Source organism: Streptomyces sp. NPDC024687 (assembly GCF_055559055.1).
This window is the reverse complement of record NZ_JBVHLJ010000003.1, coordinates 234,259-253,390: the sequence shown is the minus strand read 5'-3', so window position 1 is coordinate 253,390 and position 19,132 is coordinate 234,259. Positions and strand designations below refer to the sequence as shown.

General features: G+C 71.2%; 14 protein-coding genes. 11 read left to right on the top strand and 3 right to left on the bottom strand.

The genetic code is table 11. The features are described 5' to 3' along the window. Positions 1 to 46: 46 nt before the first annotated feature. The 6 genes from ACZ39I_RS12990 (at position 47) to ACZ39I_RS12965 (ending at position 6,451) form a co-directional block, all read left to right on the top strand. Positions 47 to 1,258: a pyridoxal phosphate-dependent aminotransferase gene (locus ACZ39I_RS12990; RefSeq protein WP_467244551.1), complete on the top strand. Its 1,212-nt coding sequence runs from the start codon at positions 47 to 49 to the stop codon at positions 1,256 to 1,258. An 89-nt stretch (positions 1,259 to 1,347) separates the two neighbouring features. Then, a complete protein-coding gene (locus ACZ39I_RS12985) occupies positions 1,348 to 1,773 on the top strand; it encodes an SCO4983 family protein (RefSeq protein ID WP_467244550.1) in 426 nt (141 codons plus the stop codon). Between the two features lie 272 nt (positions 1,774 to 2,045). Continuing rightward, complete coding sequence (locus ACZ39I_RS12980; protein ID WP_467244549.1) at positions 2,046 to 3,110, top strand: hypothetical protein; 1,065 nt, start codon at positions 2,046 to 2,048, stop codon at positions 3,108 to 3,110. Between the two features lie 23 nt (positions 3,111 to 3,133). After that, a complete protein-coding gene (locus tag ACZ39I_RS12975; protein WP_467244548.1) occupies positions 3,134 to 4,297 on the top strand; it encodes a toxic anion resistance protein in 1,164 nt (387 codons plus the stop codon). After that, positions 4,294 to 5,853, top strand: coding sequence for a substrate-binding and vWA domain-containing protein (locus ACZ39I_RS12970; protein ID WP_467244547.1), 1,560 nt, complete (start codon positions 4,294 to 4,296; stop codon positions 5,851 to 5,853). The genes ACZ39I_RS12975 and ACZ39I_RS12970 overlap by 4 nt, the downstream gene beginning before the upstream one ends. Next, a complete protein-coding gene (locus ACZ39I_RS12965; RefSeq protein WP_467244546.1) occupies positions 5,840 to 6,451 on the top strand; it encodes a hypothetical protein in 612 nt (203 codons plus the stop codon). The genes ACZ39I_RS12970 and ACZ39I_RS12965 overlap by 14 nt, the downstream gene beginning before the upstream one ends. Before the next feature lie 598 nt (positions 6,452 to 7,049). Here ACZ39I_RS12965 and ACZ39I_RS12960 read toward each other — a convergent pair. After that, positions 7,050 to 8,873: a phosphoenolpyruvate carboxykinase (GTP) gene (locus ACZ39I_RS12960; RefSeq protein ID WP_467244545.1), complete on the bottom strand. Its 1,824-nt coding sequence runs from the start codon at positions 8,871 to 8,873 to the stop codon at positions 7,050 to 7,052. Positions 8,874 to 9,210: 337 nt separating this feature from the next. Between ACZ39I_RS12960 and trhA the strand changes: the two genes are divergently transcribed. The 4 genes from trhA to ACZ39I_RS12940 all read left to right on the top strand — a co-directional run bounded on the left by trhA (position 9,211) and on the right by ACZ39I_RS12940 (position 13,014). Beyond that, positions 9,211 to 9,924 carry a PAQR family membrane homeostasis protein TrhA gene (gene trhA, locus ACZ39I_RS12955; RefSeq protein WP_467244544.1) on the top strand — a complete coding sequence of 238 codons (714 nt, stop codon included), beginning with the start codon at positions 9,211 to 9,213 and terminating at the stop codon, positions 9,922 to 9,924. A gap of 115 nt (positions 9,925 to 10,039) precedes the next feature. Continuing rightward, on the top strand, positions 10,040 to 11,584 hold the full coding sequence (locus tag ACZ39I_RS12950; RefSeq protein ID WP_467244543.1) for an MFS transporter: 1,545 nt from the start codon (positions 10,040 to 10,042) through the stop codon (positions 11,582 to 11,584). A gap of 5 nt (positions 11,585 to 11,589) precedes the next feature. Continuing rightward, a complete protein-coding gene (locus tag ACZ39I_RS12945) occupies positions 11,590 to 12,222 on the top strand; it encodes a TetR/AcrR family transcriptional regulator (RefSeq protein ID WP_467244542.1) in 633 nt (210 codons plus the stop codon). 33 nt (positions 12,223 to 12,255) lie between these two features. Next, on the top strand, positions 12,256 to 13,014 hold the full coding sequence (locus ACZ39I_RS12940) for a Mut7-C RNAse domain-containing protein (protein ID WP_467244541.1): 759 nt from the start codon (positions 12,256 to 12,258) through the stop codon (positions 13,012 to 13,014). On the opposite strand, the gene ACZ39I_RS12935 is transcribed toward ACZ39I_RS12940, so the two are convergent. Together ACZ39I_RS12935 and ACZ39I_RS12930 are read right to left on the bottom strand one after the other, a co-directional pair. After that, positions 12,971 to 15,025, bottom strand: coding sequence for a thioredoxin domain-containing protein (locus ACZ39I_RS12935; RefSeq protein WP_467244540.1), 2,055 nt, complete (start codon positions 15,023 to 15,025; stop codon positions 12,971 to 12,973). The genes ACZ39I_RS12940 and ACZ39I_RS12935 overlap by 44 nt on opposite strands. A gap of 29 nt (positions 15,026 to 15,054) precedes the next feature. Continuing rightward, positions 15,055 to 15,717, bottom strand: coding sequence for a hypothetical protein (locus ACZ39I_RS12930; RefSeq protein ID WP_467244539.1), 663 nt, complete (start codon positions 15,715 to 15,717; stop codon positions 15,055 to 15,057). A 173-nt stretch (positions 15,718 to 15,890) separates the two neighbouring features. Between ACZ39I_RS12930 and ACZ39I_RS12925 the strand changes: the two genes are divergently transcribed. Next, a complete protein-coding gene (locus ACZ39I_RS12925; protein WP_467244538.1) occupies positions 15,891 to 19,094 on the top strand; it encodes a tetratricopeptide repeat protein in 3,204 nt (1,067 codons plus the stop codon). Positions 19,095 to 19,132 lie beyond the last annotated feature (38 nt).

Below are 19,132 nucleotides of genomic sequence, written 5' to 3'. Positions count from 1 at the left end.
GGAAAACACGACGCGTCAAGCGTTACCGGGCCGTAAGCTCCCAGACATGCAGGTGATCCAGTCGACCAAGCTCGCCAATGTCTGTTACGAGATCCGGGGCCCGGTTCTCGAGGAGGCGATGCGCCTGGAAGCGGCCGGGCACCGCATCCTCAAGCTGAACACGGGCAACCCCGCCGCCTTCGGGTTCGAGGCGCCGCCCGAGATCCTGGAGGACGTCCTCCGGAACGTGTCCACGGCCCACGGGTACGGCGACGCCAAGGGCCTGCTCGCCGCGCGCCGGGCCGTCGTCATGCACAACCAGATCATCGGCATCGAGACCGACGTCGAACACGTCTTCATCGGCAACGGCGTCTCCGAACTGATCGTGATGGCGATGCAGGGCCTGCTCGACGACGGCGACGAGGTCCTCGTACCGGCCCCCGACTACCCGCTGTGGACGGCCGCCGTGTCGCTGTCCGGCGGTACGGCCGTCCACTACCGCTGCGACGAGCAGTCGGACTGGATGCCCGATCTCGCGGACGTGGAGCGCAAGGTCACCGACCGCACCAAGGCGATCGTCATCATCAACCCCAACAACCCCACGGGCGCGGTCTACGACGAGACCATGCTCAAGGGACTGACGGACATCGCCCGCCGGCACAACCTGCTGGTCTGCTCGGACGAGATCTACGACAAGATCCTCTACGACGGCGCCACGCACACCCCGACGGCGTCGATCGCCCCGGACCTGCTCACCCTCACCTTCAACGGCATGTCCAAGGCCTACCGGGTGGCGGGCTACCGGGTGGGCTGGATGTCGATCTCCGGCCCGCGCGCGCACGCCGACTCCTACATCGAGGGCCTGACCGTCCTGGCCAACATGCGTCTGTGCGCGAACATGCCAGGACAGCACGGGGTGGTCGCCGCGCTCAGCGGACGGCAGTCGATCAAGGACCTGGTGCTGCCGGGTGGGCGGCTGGTCGAGCAGCGGGACGTGGCGTACGAGCTGCTGACCCAGATCCCCGGCGTGAGCTGCGTGAAGCCGAAGGGGGCGCTGTACCTCTTCCCGCGGCTCGACCCCAAGGTCTTCAAGATCAAGGACGACCGGCGGATGGTCCTGGACCTGCTGCGCCAGGAGAAGATCATGGTCGTCCAGGGCTCCGGCTTCAACTGGCCCGAGCCCGACCACTTCCGGGTGGTGACCCTGCCGACGGTCGGGGACCTGCGGGACGCGGTGGGACGGATCGGGAACTTCCTGGACGGGTACGGGCAGCCGTAAACCGAGGACCCGATCTTTACACTCACTCAACTCAACTTTAGACGAAATCTAAGCTAGGATGGTTTCCTGACTGCACAGGAGGCCATCCCATGTACGAACCGATCCGCACCAAGTCGGTCCACTCCACGATGGCCGGCCCCACCTCCGACTTTCCCCACCGTTCCCGCGAGGAAGAGCTGGACATCCAGCTCGCGGGCCATCTCGCCGCACTCCTCGCCGTCACGGACGAGCTGCGTGCGCTGGCACCCTCCGCCGACCTGGACACCGCGGCCGAGCGGCTCGCCGAGCAGGTGACCCGGCTGCGGGGCGGAGGCGCACCGGCTCGCGCGTCGCTGACCTCGGTCGGCTCGGAACCGCACCTCACCGACCTGCACCACCGCGCCCACGCGGTGGCCGGGCGCGCGCTGCTGGTGGCGGCGTCCCGCGCGGACACGGCGGCGGCGATCCTGGCGGCGGAGCGGATGGACGCACACACCGCCGCCTTGGCCGGCCCACGCGAACTCGCCCCCCACTGAGCCCTACGGCTCCCTGATCGGCCCCGGTCCGCGCGCTCCCGCAGTGACGTGCGGACCGGGTGCCACGCACTTCGTCGGCTTGACCGGGGCGCCTGTTCGCCGTAGGGGTTCCTGTCGGCTTGCGGGTGCGGGGTTCGTCGTGGCTCGTCGCGCCGTTCCCCGCGCCCCTGCGGGGGCGCATTCACCGGCCCGTGCCGAGTCGGGACCGGTGCTACACCTTCCGTTCACCCTGTTCGCCGGGGAATGTTGGGTTCCGCGAGCACGCTCCCCGTGTGAGACGAATCGCAGGGATCGTCCTCGCGGTCCTGCTGATCGGCGGCGTGGTGGCAGCCGTCGTAGCGGGCCGGGAAGCGGACGACAAGGGCACGGCAACGAAGACCGTGCAGGGAGTGATCGGATCGGAGAAGGCCGAGTTCTTCGCCGATCCCGACGTGGTGAAGGCCCTCGCCGCCAGGGGCTACACCGTGAAGGCCGAGACCTCCGGGTCCTGGGCCATGGAGGGCCTCGACCTCGACGGGTACGACCTCGCCTTCCCGTCCAGCCAGGCCCCGGCCACCGAGCTCGCCGCGAAGTACAAGGTACGGGGGACCCTCCCCCGCCCCTTCTACTCGCCCCTCGTCGTCGTGGCGCACAAGAGCGCCGCCGAGGTCCTCGCGGGCAACGGCCTGGCCACGCTGGACGCGGAGCACCGCGGCACACTCAAGATGGCCGCCTACCTCGATGCGGCACGCAAGGACCGCACCTGGCAGCAGCTCAAGGGGGCGGACAGGTACGGGGAGCTCACCGGCACCCTCTACCTCTCCAGCACCGACCCGGAGACCTCCAGCTCCGGCGCCCTCTACCTCGCCGCCGCCTCCTGTGTGGCGAACGGCGGCAAGGTCGTCGTGAGCGAGGCGGAGGTCAAAAGGACAACTCCCCTGCTGCACAGGCTCGTCAGTGTGCAGGGCGCCCAGCAGTCCAGCACGGACGCGGCGTTCCGGGACTTCGTCAGCGGCGCCGGCAACCCGCTCGTCCTGGTCTACGAGTCCCAGGTCGCCTCGCTCCTCGCGGACGGGCAGCGCCCCGACGACCTGGTCGTCCTCTACCCGGACACCACGGCCAACAGCGACCACACGGTCGTACCGCTGACCGAGAAGGGCCAGGCCCTCGCCGGGCTCCTCTCCACCGACCGGCGGTTGCGCGAGCTGGAGGTCCGGCACGGGTTCCGGCCACAGGGCGAGGCCACCGGGTTCGCCGCGGCCGCCACCTACCTCAAGCAGGAACTGACCGGCGTCCGCCAGGCGCCCGTGCCCACCTCCGCGGTGCTGCACGAGCTGGCGCGACGGGCGCGCGGATGACGGGGGAACCAGCCATGACATCCATGAACGACGACACTTTCGTCCTGACGCCTCCCGAGGCCGTCGCACCAGTGCCCCGTGAGAAGGCCGGCGGGCTCGTCCCCGTCGACGACTCCGTGCGCACGGACATGGCCGAGAAGGCCTCCGCGTACGTCGAGGGGCTCGCGGCGCTCGACGCCCGCTCGCCCGAGTTCGCCGGCAAGGTCGGTGAGATCACCGGGCTCGGTGCCGGCGAGATGCGCAGCGCCGCCGCGCAGTCCAACCGGATGCTGGAGCGGACCGTGCGCAGCCTGCCGGACAAGGGCGGGGACGCGCAGTCCCTGGTGGCGGGCTCGCTCGTCGAACTGCGGCGTGTGGTCGAGGACCTGGACCCCCGGGACCTGTCCGCTGCCAAGGGCCGCAGGTTCCTGTCCCGGCTCCCCGGCGGCAACAGGCTGCGCGATCACGTGGCCAAGTACGCCTCTGCACAAGGCACCTTGAACAGAATCGTGGGCTCGCTGCGCGGCGGCCAGGACGAACTCCGCCGTGACAACGCCGCGTTGGAGACCGAGCGGATCCGCCTGTGGGAGACCATGGGCAAGCTCCAGGAGTACGTCGTGCTGACCGAGGCCCTGGACACGGCCGTCGAGCGGCACATCGCCGCCGCAGGAGATCCGGAGGCGGCCGACTCGCTCCGCGCCGACGTCCTCTTCCCCGTCCGGCAGAAGCACCAGGACCTGCTCACCCAGCTCGCCGTCTGCGCGCAGGGCTACCTCGCCATGGACGTCGTACGCCGCAACAACGAGGAGCTGATCAAGGGCGTCGACCGGGCGGCCACGACCACCGTGTCGGCGCTGCGCATCTCCGTGATGCTGGCCTCCGCGCTCGAGAACCAGAAGAAGGTCGTCGAGCAGGTCAACGCGCTGCGCGGGACCACCGAGGACCTGATCCGGGGCAACGCCGAGATGCTCGCGACCCAGAGCGGGGAGATCCAGCGCATCGCCGCCGACCCGGCGGTCGGCGCCGAGACCCTGCGCTCCGCCTTCCAGCAGATCTACCGGACCCTCGACGCGATCGACACGTACAAGGTGCAGGCGACCGAGGTGATGGCGGCGACCGTGGAGTCACTGACCTCCGAACTCCAGCACGCCAGCGGGTACCTGGAGCGCAGCCGGTCGCAGGGCGCGCTGGAGGGGGGCCTCGGATGAGACGGCACGCACTGGCCGCCTGCCTAGCGGCGCTCGGCCTGCTCACCGCCTGCACGGCACAGGAGGACGGGATCAGCGGCCTCTCGACGCCCGGTGTCCCCGGGCCCGCCGAGCCGGGCACCCTCCGTGTCCTCGCCTCCAGCGAACTGAGCGACATGGCCCCGGTTCTGGCCCGGGTCGAGAAGGACACCGGTATCAAGGTCCGGCCGACGTACATCGGCACCCTGGACGCCGTGGACATGCTGGCCAAGGGCACGACCGACGGACAGTACGACGCCCTGTGGCTGTCCTCGAGCGACTACCTCCGGCTGCGCCCCGAGGCGGCCGCGAAGGTGGTCTCCGAGACGCCCGTCATGTCGAGCCCGGTCGCGATCGGGGTGAAGTCGGCGACGGCGAGGACGCTCGGCTGGAAGCCCGCGGACGTCACCTGGGCGCAGGTCGAGCAGGCCGTCCAGGACGGAAAACTGACGTACGGCATGACCGATCCGGCCCGCTCCAACTCCGGCTTCGCCACCCTGGTTTCGGTGGCCTCCGCGCTCTCCGGCGCCCAGTCGGCGCTCACCGACGCCGATGTCGACAAGGCCACGCCCCGGCTGAAGGAGTTCTTCAAGGGCCAGAAGCTGACCTCGGGATCTTCGGGCTGGCTGGCCGCAACGTACGACCGGCGCGGCGACGTCGACGCCCTGCTCAACTACGAGTCCGTCCTCAAGGGCATCCCGGGCCTGACCGTGATCCGCCCCCGCGACGGCGTGATCACCGCCGACTATCCGCTCACCACGCTCAAGTCCACGAGCACACGGACCCGCGAGGACGTCCGCCGGGTGACGGAGGACCTGCGCACCGAGAAGGTCCAGCGGCTGATCACCGAGCGCACCCACCGCCGCCCGGTCGTCGCCTCGGTCCCGCCGGCGAGCGGCCTGGACACCACCCGTCGCCGCGAACTGCCCTTCCCGGGCACCCGTTCCGTCGCCGACGGCCTGCTCGACTCCTACGAGAACGAGCTGCGCCGCCCGTCGAGGACCGTGTACGTCCTGGACACCTCGGGCTCGATGGAGGGCGACCGCCTGGACCGCCTCAAGACGGCCCTCACCGACCTCACCGGCGACTTCCGCGAACGCGAGGAGGTCACGCTGATGCCGTTCGGCTCGGAGGTGAAGAGCGTACGGACGCATGTGGTCGAGCCGTCGGATCCGCAGACCGGCCTGGACGCGATCCGCGAGGACACCTCGGCGCTCTCCGCCGACGGCGACACCGCGATCTACACCTCGCTGGAGAAGGCGTACGGCCATCTCGACGCCGACCGCGACACGTTCACGTCGATCGTGCTGATGACGGACGGCGAGAACACGGCGGGCGTCGACGCCGGGGACTTCGACGACTTCTACCGGGACAACCTGACCCCCGCCGGGCGGCGGATCCCGGTCTTCCCCATCCTCTTCGGCGACTCCGACCGGTCCGAGCTGGCCCACATCGCCGACCTGACCGGCGGCCGCCTCTTCGACGCCCGGCAGGGCTCACTGGACGGTGCCTTCGAGGAGATCCGTGGCTATCAGTAGGTATCTGGAGTCCCGCAAGAACATCGCGGGAAGCGCGTGCGGCCTGGCCGGCCTGGTGCTGACCTTCGCGGGGGTGGCGGGTCCCTACTGGCCCGTGGTCGTGGCCGGGCTCTACGGCGCGGGCGCGTTGATCGCCCCGCCGGAACGCCCCGCGCCGCCCGGCCTGCCGGACCCGTCGGCCCAACTGGACGAGGTGCGGGGGGACTTCGAGAAGGTCCGCGCCTATCTGACCGACATCGACCTGTCGGTCACGGCGGCGGCCCGGCTGCGTGAACTGACGGAACTCCTGGCCGCGCTGCTGGACCACAACTGGTCCAGGGAACTCCTGGCCCACGATCCGGAGGGCGTCCACGCGTTGTCCCGGATCGTGCGCCGAGACCTTCCGGAGGCCGTGGACAGCTTCGCCCGGACCCGCTGGTGGACGAGGATGACCCCGGGAACGGAGTCCCCGGAACTCCATCTGGAGCAGCAGCTCGGCCTCATGAAGAAGGACGCGGACCGCCTGGCGGCGGCCTTGCGCGACACGGAGGCCCGCCGCCAGGAAACCCACACCAGGTACCTGGAGGACCGGGGCGGCCACAACGGGATCAGCGCGTGACGTGGGTGGGGTGGGGGCCGGGGGCGGCGGTGTCGGGGGGAGAGCGTGGAGTGGGGGCGGCGGCCGGCGTCGGCGGGGGTCGGGGCGGGAGCCGCCCTCGACGGTGCTGACGCCGGCGACGCCGACGCCGGGGCGGACGCCGAAGTCCGGGGCTGGCGGTGCCTGTACCGGGGCCGCCACCCGCCATGTCGGAGTCCGAGCCGCCGTCGGCGGTGCCGGGCCACGTCCAGCGATATCCGAACCCGGGCGGCCGTCGGCAAGGTCGCTCTCGGGCTGCGGCCGGCGGTGCCGGAGTCGGAGCTGACGTCAACCGTGCCGGAGTCGAGCTGACTCCGGCGATGTCTGTGGCCGGGCGGACGCCGACCGTGCCGTGGCTGACGGTGCCTGGCCGGAGCCGCCGCCCGCGACATCCGGGCCGGAGGTGTTGGACTCGGGCGCCCCCACGGGGTGTAGCCGGCAGCACGCCCCGCACGCCGTTGTGCGGGGCTGTTTCGTGACTCAGGGCCTGCACGGCCCTCGTGCCGCCACCCGCGGCCGGCCCGTGACGATCACGGGTCAGGGCTCCCATCGGGGGCCGGCCGCGGGGGTTTACGGGGGATCAGCCCAGGCGCTGCACCAGCGCCCGGTACTCGTCCCACAGCTCCTTCGGGGTGTGGTCGCCGAAGGTGTTGAGGTGCTCGGGAATCAGGGACGCCTCCTCCCGCCACACCTCCTTGTCGACCGTGAGCAGGAACTCCAGGTCGGAGTCGGCCAGTTCGAGGCCCTTGGTGTCGAGCGCGTCCTTGGCCGGCAGGATGCCGATCGGGGTCTCGACGCCCTCGGCCTTGCCCTCCAGACGCTCCACGATCCACTTCAGGACACGGCTGTTCTCGCCGAAGCCGGGCCAGACGAACTTGCCCTCGTCGTTCTTGCGGAACCAGTTGACGTAGTAGATCTTCGGGAGCTTCGACTGGTCCTTGTCCTTGGCCACGTCGACCCAGTGCCCCATGTAGTCGCCCATGTTGTAGCCGCAGAACGGCAGCATGGCGAAGGGGTCGCGGCGCAGCTCGCCGACCTTGCCCTCGGCGGCGGCGGTCTTCTCGGAGGCCACGTTTGCGCCGAGGAAGACGCCGTGGTTCCAGTCGAAGGACTCCGTCACCAGCGGCACCGCGCTCGCGCGCCGTCCGCCGAAGAGGATCGCCGAGATCGGCACGCCCTTGGGGTCCTCCCACTCGGGCGCGATGATCGGGCACTGCGCGGCGGGGGTGGTGAAGCGCGCGTTGGGGTGGGCGGCCGGGACGTCCGAGGAAGGCGTCCAGTCGTTGCCCTTCCAGTCCGTCAGGTGGGCCGGGGTCTCCTCCGTCATGCCCTCCCACCAGACGTCGTTGTCGTCCGTCAACGCCACGTTGGTGAAGACCGAGTTGCCCCACAGGGTCTTCATCGCGTTGGCGTTGGTGTGCTCACCGGTGCCGGGCGCGACGCCGAAGAAGCCGGCCTCGGGGTTGATGGCGTAGAGGCGGCCGTCCTCGCCGAACCGCATCCAGGCGATGTCGTCGCCGATGGTCTCGACGGTCCAGCCGGAGATCGTGGGCTCCAGCATGGCGAGGTTGGTCTTGCCGCAGGCGCTCGGGAAGGCGGCGGCGACGTACTTGGACTCGCCCTGCGGCGGGGTGAGCTTGAGGATGAGCATGTGCTCGGCGAGCCAGCCCTCGTCGCGGGCCATCACCGACGCGATGCGCAGGGCGTAGCACTTCTTGCCGAGCAGGGCGTTGCCGCCGTAGCCCGAGCCGTAGGACCAGATCTCGCGGGACTCCGGGAAGTGCGAGATGTACTTGGTGGAGTTGCACGGCCAGGGAACGTCCTCCTGGCCCTCCTCCAGCGGCGCCCCGAGGGTGTGGACGGCCTTCACGAAGAAGCCGTCCTCGCCGAGTTCGTCGAGGACCGGCTGTCCCATGCGGGTCATCGTGCGCATGGAGACCGCGACGTAGGCGGAGTCGGTGATCTCGACGCCGATCGCGGAGAGGTCGGAGCCGAGCGGGCCCATGCAGAAGGGGACGACGTACATCGTCCGGCCCTTCATCGAACCGCGGAAGACGCCCTTGTCCCCGGTGAAGATGTCCCGCATCTCCGCCGGTGCCTTCCAGTGGTTCGTCGGGCCCGCGTCCTCCTCCTTCTCCGAGCAGATGAAGGTGCGGTCCTCGACGCGCGCGACGTCGGTCGGGTCGGAGGCCGCGTAGTAGGAGTTGGGGCGTTTGATCGGGTCGAGCTTCTTGAAGGTGCCCTTCGCGACGAGCTCCTCGCACAGGCGCTCGTACTCCGCTTCGGATCCGTCACACCAGACCACGCTGTCCGGCTGGGTCAGTTCGGCGATCTCGTTCACCCACGAGATCAGTTCCTTGTGCTGGGTGGGGATGACGGGGGGAGCCGCGATGTCGCGCGCCACGATTGCTCCTAGATGAGGGATTTTTTGTTTGGAGGCCCCGTGGGGGCTGCGACCCGGATGCTTCTCGTGCCTTCAGGTGGTGACCTTGGCGCTCATCCGGTGCCGACCGCACTCATTTGATCATCCGACTGAAGCGCCCATCTGTCCAGAGGGCATCACAGGTGAGCGGAGTGAGGATCGCCACGCTTTCTCTGGGCACAGCGCGTTTATTTGCGCACACGTAGCGTTCATTCGACCGTTTCTTTACTGGTCAACTCCCGTGAGACGATGGCCACTCTTGGCCGGTGTCAGGCCGTACTCACGCGTAACCTACGGTCCCGTAGGTACGATGCCGGGCATGACGCCGCCCGCCCACGACGCCGAAACGCCCTCCCTGCCCCACCAGATCAAGCAGCACGCCCAGCACCTGGCCGAGCCCATCAAGCCGAAGCTGCGCGGCTGGCTGCACCTCGGCATGTTCCCGGCCGCACTGGTCGCGGGGCTGGCGCTCACCGCCCTCGCCGACTCCACCAGAGGCCGGATCGCCTGCGGGATCTTCGCCCTGACCGCCTGCCTGCTGTTCGGCGTGAGCGCGCTGTACCACCGGGGCACCTGGAGCCCCCGCATGGACGGCGTCCTGCGACGGCTGGATCACGCCAACATCTTCCTGATCATCGCGGGCACCTACACCCCGCTGACCATGCTGCTCCTGCCCGGCAGCAAGGGGCGGCTGCTGCTGTGGGGCATCTGGGGTGCCGCCGTGGCCGGCATCCTCTTCCGGGTCTTCTGGGTCGGCGCCCCGCGCTGGCTCTACACCCCCTGCTACATCGCGATGGGCTGGGCCGCCGTCTTCTTCCTGCCCGACTTCATGCGCGCCGGCGGCGTCGCGGTCCTGGTCCTGGTCGTCATCGGCGGCCTGCTCTACAGCGCGGGCGGTGTGATCTACGGCCTGAAGCGGCCGAACCCCTCACCGCGCTGGTTCGGCTTCCACGAGGTCTTCCACTCCCTCACCGTGGCCGCCTTCGCCGTCCACTACATCGGCATCTCGCTGGTGGCGTACCAGCACCCGTAGACCGTTCCGCGCCCTTCGAGGGTCACGGCTTCCGAGCCGTGGCCCTTTTTGCATGCCGATTTTGCATGCCGAACCCGATTGACAGTGTCTAACTTTTGAGAGTTACTCTCATTTCATGGAAACCTTCACTCCGGACCCCCGTCGCTGGTGGGCCCTGGCCGCCCTCGTCGCGAGCATGCTGACGCTCGGCTTCGACCTCACGATCCTCAATGTGGCGCTGCCGACCATGGCCGCCGACCTCGACGCGAGCACCGGCGCGCAGCAGTGGATGGCGGACGCCTACGTCGTCGTCTTCGCGGCCCTGATGCTCCCCGCGGGCCTGCTCGGCGACCGGTTCGGACGGCGCCGCATGCTGATCACCGGACTCGCGATCTTCCTCGCCGGATCACTGGTCGGCGCACTGGCCGGCGATGTGAACGCGGTGATCGCCGCCCGCGCGGTGATGGGCGTCGGCGGCGCCCTCGTCACCCCGCTCGCGCTCTCCGTGCTGCCCACGCTCTTCGCCCCCGACGAACGCACCAAGGCCGTCGGCATCGTCTCCGCCGCCTCCGCGCTCGGCCTGCCGCTCGGCCCGATCATCGGCGGCTGGCTGCTGAACCACTTCTGGTGGGGCTCGGTCTTCCTGGTCAACGTCCCGATGGCCGCGATCGGCATCGCCGCCTGCGTCTTCCTCCTCCCCGAGACCCGCGACCCGTCCTCCCCCAAGGTCGACGCCCCCTCCGCCGCGCTCACCGTCAGCGGCCTCGGCGCCCTCGTCTACGCGATCATCGAGGCCCCCACCCGCGGCTGGGGCGACCCGCTGGTCCTCGGCATCCTCGCGGCGTCCGTCGTCCTGATCGCCGGGCTGGTCGTACGCGAACGGCGCGTCCGGCGCCCCATGCTCGACATGACCCTGCTCACCCACCGCGGCTTCCTCTTCAACACCGTCGCCGCGACCCTGGTGAACTTCATCCTGACCGGCCTGCTGTTCGTCCTCCCGCCCTTCCTCCAGGCCGTCCTCGGCCACGACGCCCTCGGCACCGGCGTCCGGCTGCTGCCGATGATGGGCGGACTGCTGCTCGCCTCCCGCCTCGCCCCCAAGATCGTCGCCCGCTTCGGCGCACGCCCCACGGTGAGCGCCGGCCTGGTGGTACTGGCCTTCGCCGGGCTCCTCGGCAGCCGTACGACCGTCGACTCCGGCTACGGATTCGTCGCGCTGTGGCTCGCCCTCACCGGCTTCGGCTTCGGCCTCTCCCTCATCCCCGCCATGAACGGCGGCCTCAGCGCCCTGCCCCGCAACCGCGCCGGCAGCGGCTCCGGACTCCTGATGACCATGCGCCAGGTCGGCGGCGCGATCGGCATCGCCCTCCTCGGCAGCCTCCTCGCCGGCACCTTCCGGGACCGCCTCGACGTCACCGGACTGCCCGCCGGGGCCGCCGACACCGCCGGGGAGTCCGTGGTCGCGGCACACATGGTCGCCCAGAACACCGGCTCGGCCGATCTGCTGGCCTCCGCGAACAGCGCCTACGTCCACGGCATGGACGTCGTCCTCCTGGTCTGCGGGATCGCGGCCCTCGTCGCCGCACTGCTCGCCGCGGCCTTCCTGCCGGGCACCCCCCGCCCCGCCGAGGCCCCCACCACCCCGGACATGGCTGCCGAGGAGGCCGATGCCCGACAATGAACCCCATGACGGCCGCACGCTCCCCTCTCTCCCCCGCCGACCGCCCCCAACTGGGTCTCCGTGAGCGCAAGAAGATCAAGACCCGCGAGGCGATCCGCACCGCGACCTACGCGCTGATCAAGGAACAGGGCTACGACGCCACGACCGTCGAGCAGATCGCCGAGCGGGCCGAGGTCTCACCGTCGACCGTCTTCCGCTACTTCCCGACCAAGGAGGACATCGTCCTCACGGACGAGTACGACCCTCTGCTGGCCGAGGAACTGCGCGCCCGGCCCGCTGACGAGCCGTGGATGGACTCGCTGCGGCACGTGATGCGCCTGGCCATCGACGGCACCATGGCCGAGGACCCGGAGGCGATCCGCGTCCGCGCCCACCTCGGGGTCCAGGTCCCCGCGGTCCGCGCCCGGATGCTCGAGAGCATGTCGCAGACCGGGCGCCTGCTCCGCGAGGCCCTCGCCGAACGCTCCGGCCTGTCCGCGGACAGCCTCCAGATCCGCGTCTACGCGATGTCCCTCATCGGCGGCCTCATGGAGGTCTCCATGTACTGGGCGGAGAACGGCTTCGAGGGCGACATGCGCGACCTCGTGGACCAGGCCCTGGACGTCCTGGACCAGGGCCTGCCGACGAAAAAGCCCTGAAGCCGCACTGCCCCGCCGTGGCATCCTGACCGGGTGAACGGTCCCGAGATCCACGTCGAGTTCGCCCCCGGCCTGGCCGTGTTCGTCGCGAGCGGCCGCCGCCGGGGGCCCACCGCCCTCACCACCGACGGCGTCTCCTCCCTCGGCCACGTCGTCGAGTCCACCGGCGTCCCGCTCACCGAGGTCGGGGCCCTCAGGGTCAACGGCCGCGAGGTCCCGCGGTCCTACGTCCCCGCCGCGGGCGACCGCGTGGAGATCACGGCCGTCACCCGCCCCCAGCAGATCCCCGGCGCTCCCCTGCGCTTCCTCCTCGACGTCCACCTCGGCACCCTCGCCCGCCGCCTGCGCCTGCTCGGCGTGGACACGGCGTACGAGTCACTGGACATCGGCGACCCCGCCCTCGCCACCCGCTCGGCGACCGAGAAACGGGTCCTGCTCAGCCGCGACCGGGGCTTGCTGCACCGCAGGGAACTCTGGGCGGGCGCCTTCGTCTACAGCACCCGCCCCGAGGACCAACTCCGCGACGTCCTGGACCGCTTCCGCCCCGAACTACGCCCCTGGACCCGCTGCACAGCCTGCAACGGCCTGCTCCGCGAGGCCACCAAGGAGCAGGTGGCGGACCGGCTGGAGGGCGGCACGGAACGGTCGTACGACGTCTTCGCACAGTGCCAGGAGTGCGGCCGCGCCTACTGGAAGGGCGCACACCACGAACAACTGGAGGCGATCGTGGCGAACGCCCTGGCGGAGGCTAGCCGCCCAACGCCGCCCGCAACGCCTCCGCGTCGGTCGTAGGCGCCTCACAGGTGAAGTGCCGGCAGACGTAGGCGGTGGGCTCGCCGTTGACGAGGATCCGGTCGGCGAGGAGCGGGAGTTCGTCGCTGTCCGGAGTCCCCACCGCGACCACGGCACCGGGGGCGGTCCCCAGAAGTGCCGTACGGTGCAGTGCCTTTGTGGCGTCGTCGGTCAGCGCCGGCCCCACGATCGCGACCTCCTTCGGCCCGTCGAGGTATGCCTCCGCCACCGCGAGCCCCCACCCGATGAACCGCGGCACCCGGGGACCGAGCGCCTTCACCACCCCGAGTGCCTTCTCCGCGGCCGCGCGATGCGGCTCGGACCCGGTCTGCGCGGCGTAGGACAACAGCGCCCCCGCCGCGGCCGTCCACCCGGAGGGCACCGCGTTGTCGGTCGGGTCCTGCGGCCGGCGAATCAGCCGCTCGGCGTCGTCGGCGGTGTCGAACAGCGCCCCTTCGGCCCCGGTGAACCGCGTCAGCACGTGGTCGAGCAGGAACCCGGCGAAGTCGAGCCAGACCCCCTCCCCGGTCACCGACGCGAGCGCGAGGAAGCCCTCGGCGACATCGGCGTAGTCCTCCAGCACTCCGTCGTTCGCCCCGACCTGACCGTCCTTGCTGGTACGGGACAGCCGGGCCTGCTCGTCCAGATGCACCCGCACGAGAAGATCGGCGGCCGATACGGCGGCCTCGACCAGGTCGGGCCGGTCGAAGTAGGCGCCCGTCTCGGCGAGCGCGGCGATCGCGAGCCCGTTCCACGCGGCGACGACCTTGTCGTCCCGGCCGGGCGCGGGGCGCTCCGCACGCGCGTCCAGGAGCCGCCGCCTGATCGACTCGATCGCCTCGGCGTCGAACACGGTGTCCTGCTGCGGAAGTTGCAGAACGGACTGCCCGTGCTCGAAGGTGCCCTCCTCGGTGACGCCGAAGTACTGCGCCGCGACCTCGGCGTCCTGCTCCCCGAGCACCTCGCGCAACTGCTCCGGCGTCCACACGTAGTACGCGCCCTCGACGTGCCTGCCGGTCCCGTCGTCACTGTCGGCGTCCAGGGCGGACGCGAACCCGCCCTCGTTCGTGCGCAGTTCCCGCACCATGAAGTCGGCGGTGTCGAGCGCGACCCGGCGGGCGAGGTCGCTGCATTCATCAGCGACTCCGTCGCGGGCGGTGGACCGCCACAGGTGGGCGTAGACGCGGCACAGCAGGGCGTTGTCGTACAGCATCTTCTCGAAGTGCGGCACGATCCAGTCGCGGTCGACGGAGTAGCGGGCGAAGCCGCCGCCGAGCTGGTCGTGGATACCGCCGCGGGCCATCCGCTCACAGGTGTCCCGGGCCATCTGCAGAGCGCCCTCGGCGCCGGTGCGGGCGTGGTGCCGCAGCAGGAACTCCACGACCATGGACGGCGGGAACTTCGGCGCCCCGCCGAACCCGCCGCGCTGCTCGTCGTACTCCCGCGTCAGCCCGAGCAGCGCCGCGGCGAGCTGCTCCTCGCCGGGGGCCTGCGAGTCGCCGTAGGAGATCTCCCGCCCGGCGAGGTCCCGCACGATCTTCCCGGCGACCTCGGCGACCTCGTCCCGCCGGTCGGTCCAGGCGGCCCGGACCCCTTCCAGGACCTGCCGGAAGGAGGGCATGCCCTGACGGGGGGAGGGCGGGAAGTAGGTGCCGAAGTAGAAGGGCTCGGCGTCCGGGGTCAGAAACACGGTCATGGGCCAGCCACCCTGCCCGGTGGCGGCCTGCACGGCCTCCATGTAGACGGCGTCGACGTCGGGGCGTTCCTCGCGGTCGACCTTGATGTTGACGAAGTGCGCGTTGAGGAAGTCGGCGGTCTCCCGGTCCTCGAAGGACTCGTGGGCCATGACATGACACCAGTGGCAACTCGCGTACCCGACGCTCAGCAGGACGGGTTTGTCGGCCTTCCGGGCCTCCTCGAAGGCCTCGGCCGACCAGGGCCACCAGTCGACGGGGTTGTCCGCGTGCTGGAGAAGGTAGGGGGACGTCTCGTGGGCCAGTCGGTTCGGCATGGTGTCCATCCTGCCGCAGTACCCCGGAGTCAGGCGTCAGGCGTCTCCCACACCGTGACGTCGAGCTTTCCCGTGCCGCTGCTCGGTGCGGTGACGACGCGGAGGTAGGCGACCCGGCCCCCGTCGGTCAGCAGGCAGAAACGGTCACCGCGCTTCACCTCCGCGGTGTAGGTGCCGTTGCGGTCGACGCTCTCGGCGCACTCCTCGGCCGTCGGCGCGGCCCCCGAGCCGGGCAGGGGCGCCAGGTTGGAGGCGGAACCGGGCACGAACAGGTTCGGGTCGCCGATGGACGCCCCGAAGATGATGTCGCCGCCCTTGATGTCCGTGCCCGACACGATCGGCGGGGACGTGTCGAGTTCGATGTACGACCCCGAGTTGGTGGTGTCGGCCTCCACGACGGCCGGGCCGAACCGCACCCGGTCGGCCGGCGCGCTCTTCGCGGGCCCCTCCTCGGCGGAGTCGGACGACGGCGAGCTGCCGGACTGCGGCGTGGTGGGCGCCGACTGCACGCTCCCGGCTCCGCCGGCACCGGTGTCGCCCTTGTCGTCGTTCGACGAACCCTGGCGGCTCAACAGCACCGTGACGAGGATTCCCACGACCGGTACGACGATCCCGACAACCCACCAGGCCCAGCGCGGCTGTTGGTGGGGCCCCTGCGGCGGGCCCGTCGGCGCGTTGTTCTCCGCAGTCATGTGATCCCCGTCTTTCCCCGTGATGTCTGTGATCACGATAGCCATACAGGCAGCCCACAGCCTCGATTCACCAACCCTTCACGACGACGGGGCGCCTTTGCCCTCTCGCCCCCGTGCCCCGTCCGCAGCACACTTGACCAAGAAAGCCGTTGTCCGCCGGAGGGGGAAGTGACATGCGGGACAGTCATCGGGCGGAAGCCGAACGGCTGTTGGGGCGGGCCGTCGAGGAGGAGGTGCGGCGGTCGGGCGGGCGGGTCGACGGGGCCGTGCTGCTCGCGCGGGCCCGGGGATCGCTGGACGCGATGGCGCAGACGTCCGCCGAGGAGTACGAGGCCTACACCCGCGCGCTGGACGAGGCGCAGGCCGGTCAGCTCAGCTTCGGGCAGCGGTACGCGAAGGAGGCGTCCGGGACTCCGCTGCTGGTGGCCGCGGTCGCCGCGCTGGCCGCCGCCGTGGCCGACCTGGCGCTCGGCACCGACGCGGGCACCGCGCTGGGCGCGGGCGTGGTCGTAGGGGTGGTGGGTGCGGCGGCGACCGTGGTGAAGGTGGCCGGCTCGCATCTGCCGGCCGCGCACCACCGGGCGGGCGCCCTCGGCCAGCCCGGCGGCCCGGAACAGCTGCGGCTGCAGTGGCTGACGGCCCTGGAGGTACGGGGAATCCGGCCCTTCCTCGACCAGCAGCGGGTGCTGAGCGCGTCGACCGGTCCGAAGAAGGCGGGCCCGCGGCTGCGCGGCACCGACAAGAGCGCGGCGGCCCGCGGGAGGAGTGTGCTGGAGCAGTCGTTCGGTCACCTTCCCGAGCGGATGGGCGAGTTCGCGGACCGGCGGACGGAGATGGGCCGTATCCGGCAGTGGGTGCAGGCCTCGCGCGCGACCACCGAGACCCGGCCCACGGTGGTCGTGCTGCACGGACCGCCCGGCAGCGGCCGTACGGCACTGGCCGTGCGGGCGGCGCACGATCTCAAGGACTACTTCCGCGGCGCCTGCGTCGTGGACCTGCGCGGCGACAACCCGGACGAGTCCCCGCTCTCCACCCGGGACGCGCTGCTGCATCTGCTGAACCGGCTCGGCGCCCCGCGCGAACAGCTGCTGTTCCGTGAACGTTCCTCCCCGGACCAGCAGGTCAAGCGGCTGAGCGAGCTGTACCACCAGCATCTGACCGGCCTGCCCGTGACGATCGTGCTGGACGACGCCTCGGACCCCGAGCAGGTCCGCACGCTCGTCCCGGAGCGTTCCGACAGCCTGGTCCTGGTCACCGCGCGCGAGCCGCTCGGCCTGCCGTCGGACCTCGCCGCCCAGGTGCACGAGCTTACGGTCGAGGCCATGGACGCGGCGGGCGCCGAGGAGCTCCTGGGCGCGGCCGCGCAGTCCGCCACCGGCCCCTACGACGCCCAGTCCGCCGACCGGATCAGGGAGCTGTGCGGCGGCCTGCCCCTGGCCCTGCGCATCGCGGGCTCGTCCCTGGGCCCCCGCTCCCCGCGCCAACTCGCCGCGGATCTGGGCGCGTACGGCCCGGTCGGGCCCGTGGAACGCGCTCTGTGGCTGCGCTACACGGACCAGTCGGAGCCGGCCCGCCGGCTGCTGCGGCGGCTCGCGCTGGCCGGCCGGTCCTCGCTCGGCGCCGCCGCGGCCGCCGCGCTGCTGGCCACCGACGAGACGGAGGCGACCCGGCATCTGACGGCGCTGGCCCGGGCGGGGCTGATCGACCACGTCCGCGGCAGCCGTTACCGCGTCCACGACTCGGTCCGCGCGTTCGCCCAGGCCAGACTGGTGGACGAGGAGGAGCCGGCCGAGCGCACGGCCGCGCAGGAACGCCTCATCGTCAACTACGCCGATCTCGCCGACTCTGTGCTGCGCCTGGTCGACGGCAACATGTCGACCCGCTCGGACCGTTTCAGCCCGCACGGTTTCACCTCCCTCGACGAGGCACTGCGCTGGCTGGACGACGAGTCGAGCTTCATCACGGCGGCGCTCAGGCACGCGGAGGGCGTCAACCAGGGGGCGGTTCTCAACCTTCTGGGCGCGCTGTGCGACTACTGCCTGCTGCGCGGCGACCTCTACCGGCTCGGCGAGATCAGCGAGTTGGCGCAGGCGGTGGACCAGGGGCTGCTGGTGCGCTCGGTGCAGTGGCGCACCGGTATCGCCGCCCGCCAGCTGGGTGAGCTGGACAAGGCCCGTACCACCCTGACCTCGGTGGTCGATCTCTACATGGAGGCCCATCACGACGCGGGGGCAGCGCGTGCCCTGTGCTCCCTGGGCATCACCCTGCACCACCAGGGCCAGCTGACCGAGGCGGCGGCGAGGCTCCAGGAGGCGCTGGCCCTGCAGTCGCCTCCCGAACTGGCCACGGACCGTGCCTGGACCATGCACGCCCTGGCAGCCGTCGAACGCGACCGCGGGCGGGTGGCCGAGTCCCTGGACCTCCTCACCCGTTCCCTGGTCCTGCACCGCGCGGGCGAGTCCGTCCACGGCGAGGCCTGGGCCCACTTCCAGCTCGGCCAGCTGGCCCTGCGCATGGGCGACGTACCGCGCGCGGAGTCGGAACTCAGAACCGCCCTCGACCTGTACGGCCGCACCCGCGACGCGCGAGGCGAGGCGTGGGCGCTGACCCAGCTGGCGCGGGCCCGCCTGGTCGCCGGGGATCCGTCGGCGGCGGTGGACGGGCTGCGCCAGGCGGCCTCCCGGCACCGCGACAACGAGGACGCGCGGGGCGAGGCGTGGACGGTGTACTACCTGGGCCAGGCGCTGGAGGAGACAGGCAGCCTGGACCTCGCGGTCCGCGAGCTGGAGCGCTCGCGCACGATGTTCTCCCGGATGCGGGACGTCTACGGCCTGGCCTGCGCCCGGCACCACTCGGCCCGTGCCACCCGTGACCAACGGGCCGCGCAGACCGGCTCGTTGCGCAACTCGGGCTTCGCCCGCCAGCTTCTGGTGGATGCCCGCGCCGACTTCCAGCGCATCGGCGTCGCCCATGGCGAGGCGTGGACCTGCCTGGAACTGGCGGTGGTGGACGCGGGTAACGGCCGTACCCCGCAGGCCCTCGCGCTGTGCGACGAGGCGGTGGCCCTGTTCGCCTCCTACGGCGACCAGCGGGGCGAGGACTGGGCCCGCTTCCTGCGCTGCACCCTGCTGCCGTACGCGGCACCGGGCGGCGTGGAGATCGGCGCGGCGGTCGCCCAGGAGGAGCTGGCGGAACTGAGCCGCCGGGAGCACGGCGCCCGGGACGAGAAGCTGGACGACTACGTGGGGGCGTACGGGCTGCTGCTGGAGCGCGGGGTGAACCTGGACACGGGGTGGCAGGCATGGCGTCTGGGAATGGTCCCGAACCGTCATGCACGGGAGGTGATGGGGGTGGAGGTGGCCCCAGCGCGGGGGTGAGGCGCAGGGGGTCTGCCCTGCGGGCCCGGCGGGGGGTG

Bases quoted from the DNA above. Each gene is read 5' to 3' on its own strand.
- ACZ39I_RS12990 (WP_467244551.1), top strand. From the start codon at position 47: ATGCAGGTGATCCAGTCGACCAAGCTCGCCAATGTCTGTTACGAGATC.
- ACZ39I_RS12985 (WP_467244550.1), top strand. From the start codon at position 1,348: ATGTACGAACCGATCCGCACCAAGTCGGTCCACTCCACGATGGCCGGC.
- ACZ39I_RS12975 (WP_467244548.1), top strand. From the start codon at position 3,134: ATGAACGACGACACTTTCGTCCTGACGCCTCCCGAGGCCGTCGCACCA.
- ACZ39I_RS12970 (WP_467244547.1), top strand. From the start codon at position 4,294: ATGAGACGGCACGCACTGGCCGCCTGCCTAGCGGCGCTCGGCCTGCTC.
- trhA (WP_467244544.1), top strand. From the start codon at position 9,211: ATGACGCCGCCCGCCCACGACGCCGAAACGCCCTCCCTGCCCCACCAG.
- ACZ39I_RS12950 (WP_467244543.1), top strand. From the start codon at position 10,040: ATGGAAACCTTCACTCCGGACCCCCGTCGCTGGTGGGCCCTGGCCGCC.
- ACZ39I_RS12945 (WP_467244542.1), top strand. From the start codon at position 11,590: ATGACGGCCGCACGCTCCCCTCTCTCCCCCGCCGACCGCCCCCAACTG.
- ACZ39I_RS12935 (WP_467244540.1), bottom strand. From the start codon at position 15,025: ATGCCGAACCGACTGGCCCACGAGACGTCCCCCTACCTTCTCCAGCAC.
- ACZ39I_RS12930 (WP_467244539.1), bottom strand. From the start codon at position 15,717: ATGACTGCGGAGAACAACGCGCCGACGGGCCCGCCGCAGGGGCCCCAC.
- ACZ39I_RS12925 (WP_467244538.1), top strand. From the start codon at position 15,891: ATGCGGGACAGTCATCGGGCGGAAGCCGAACGGCTGTTGGGGCGGGCC.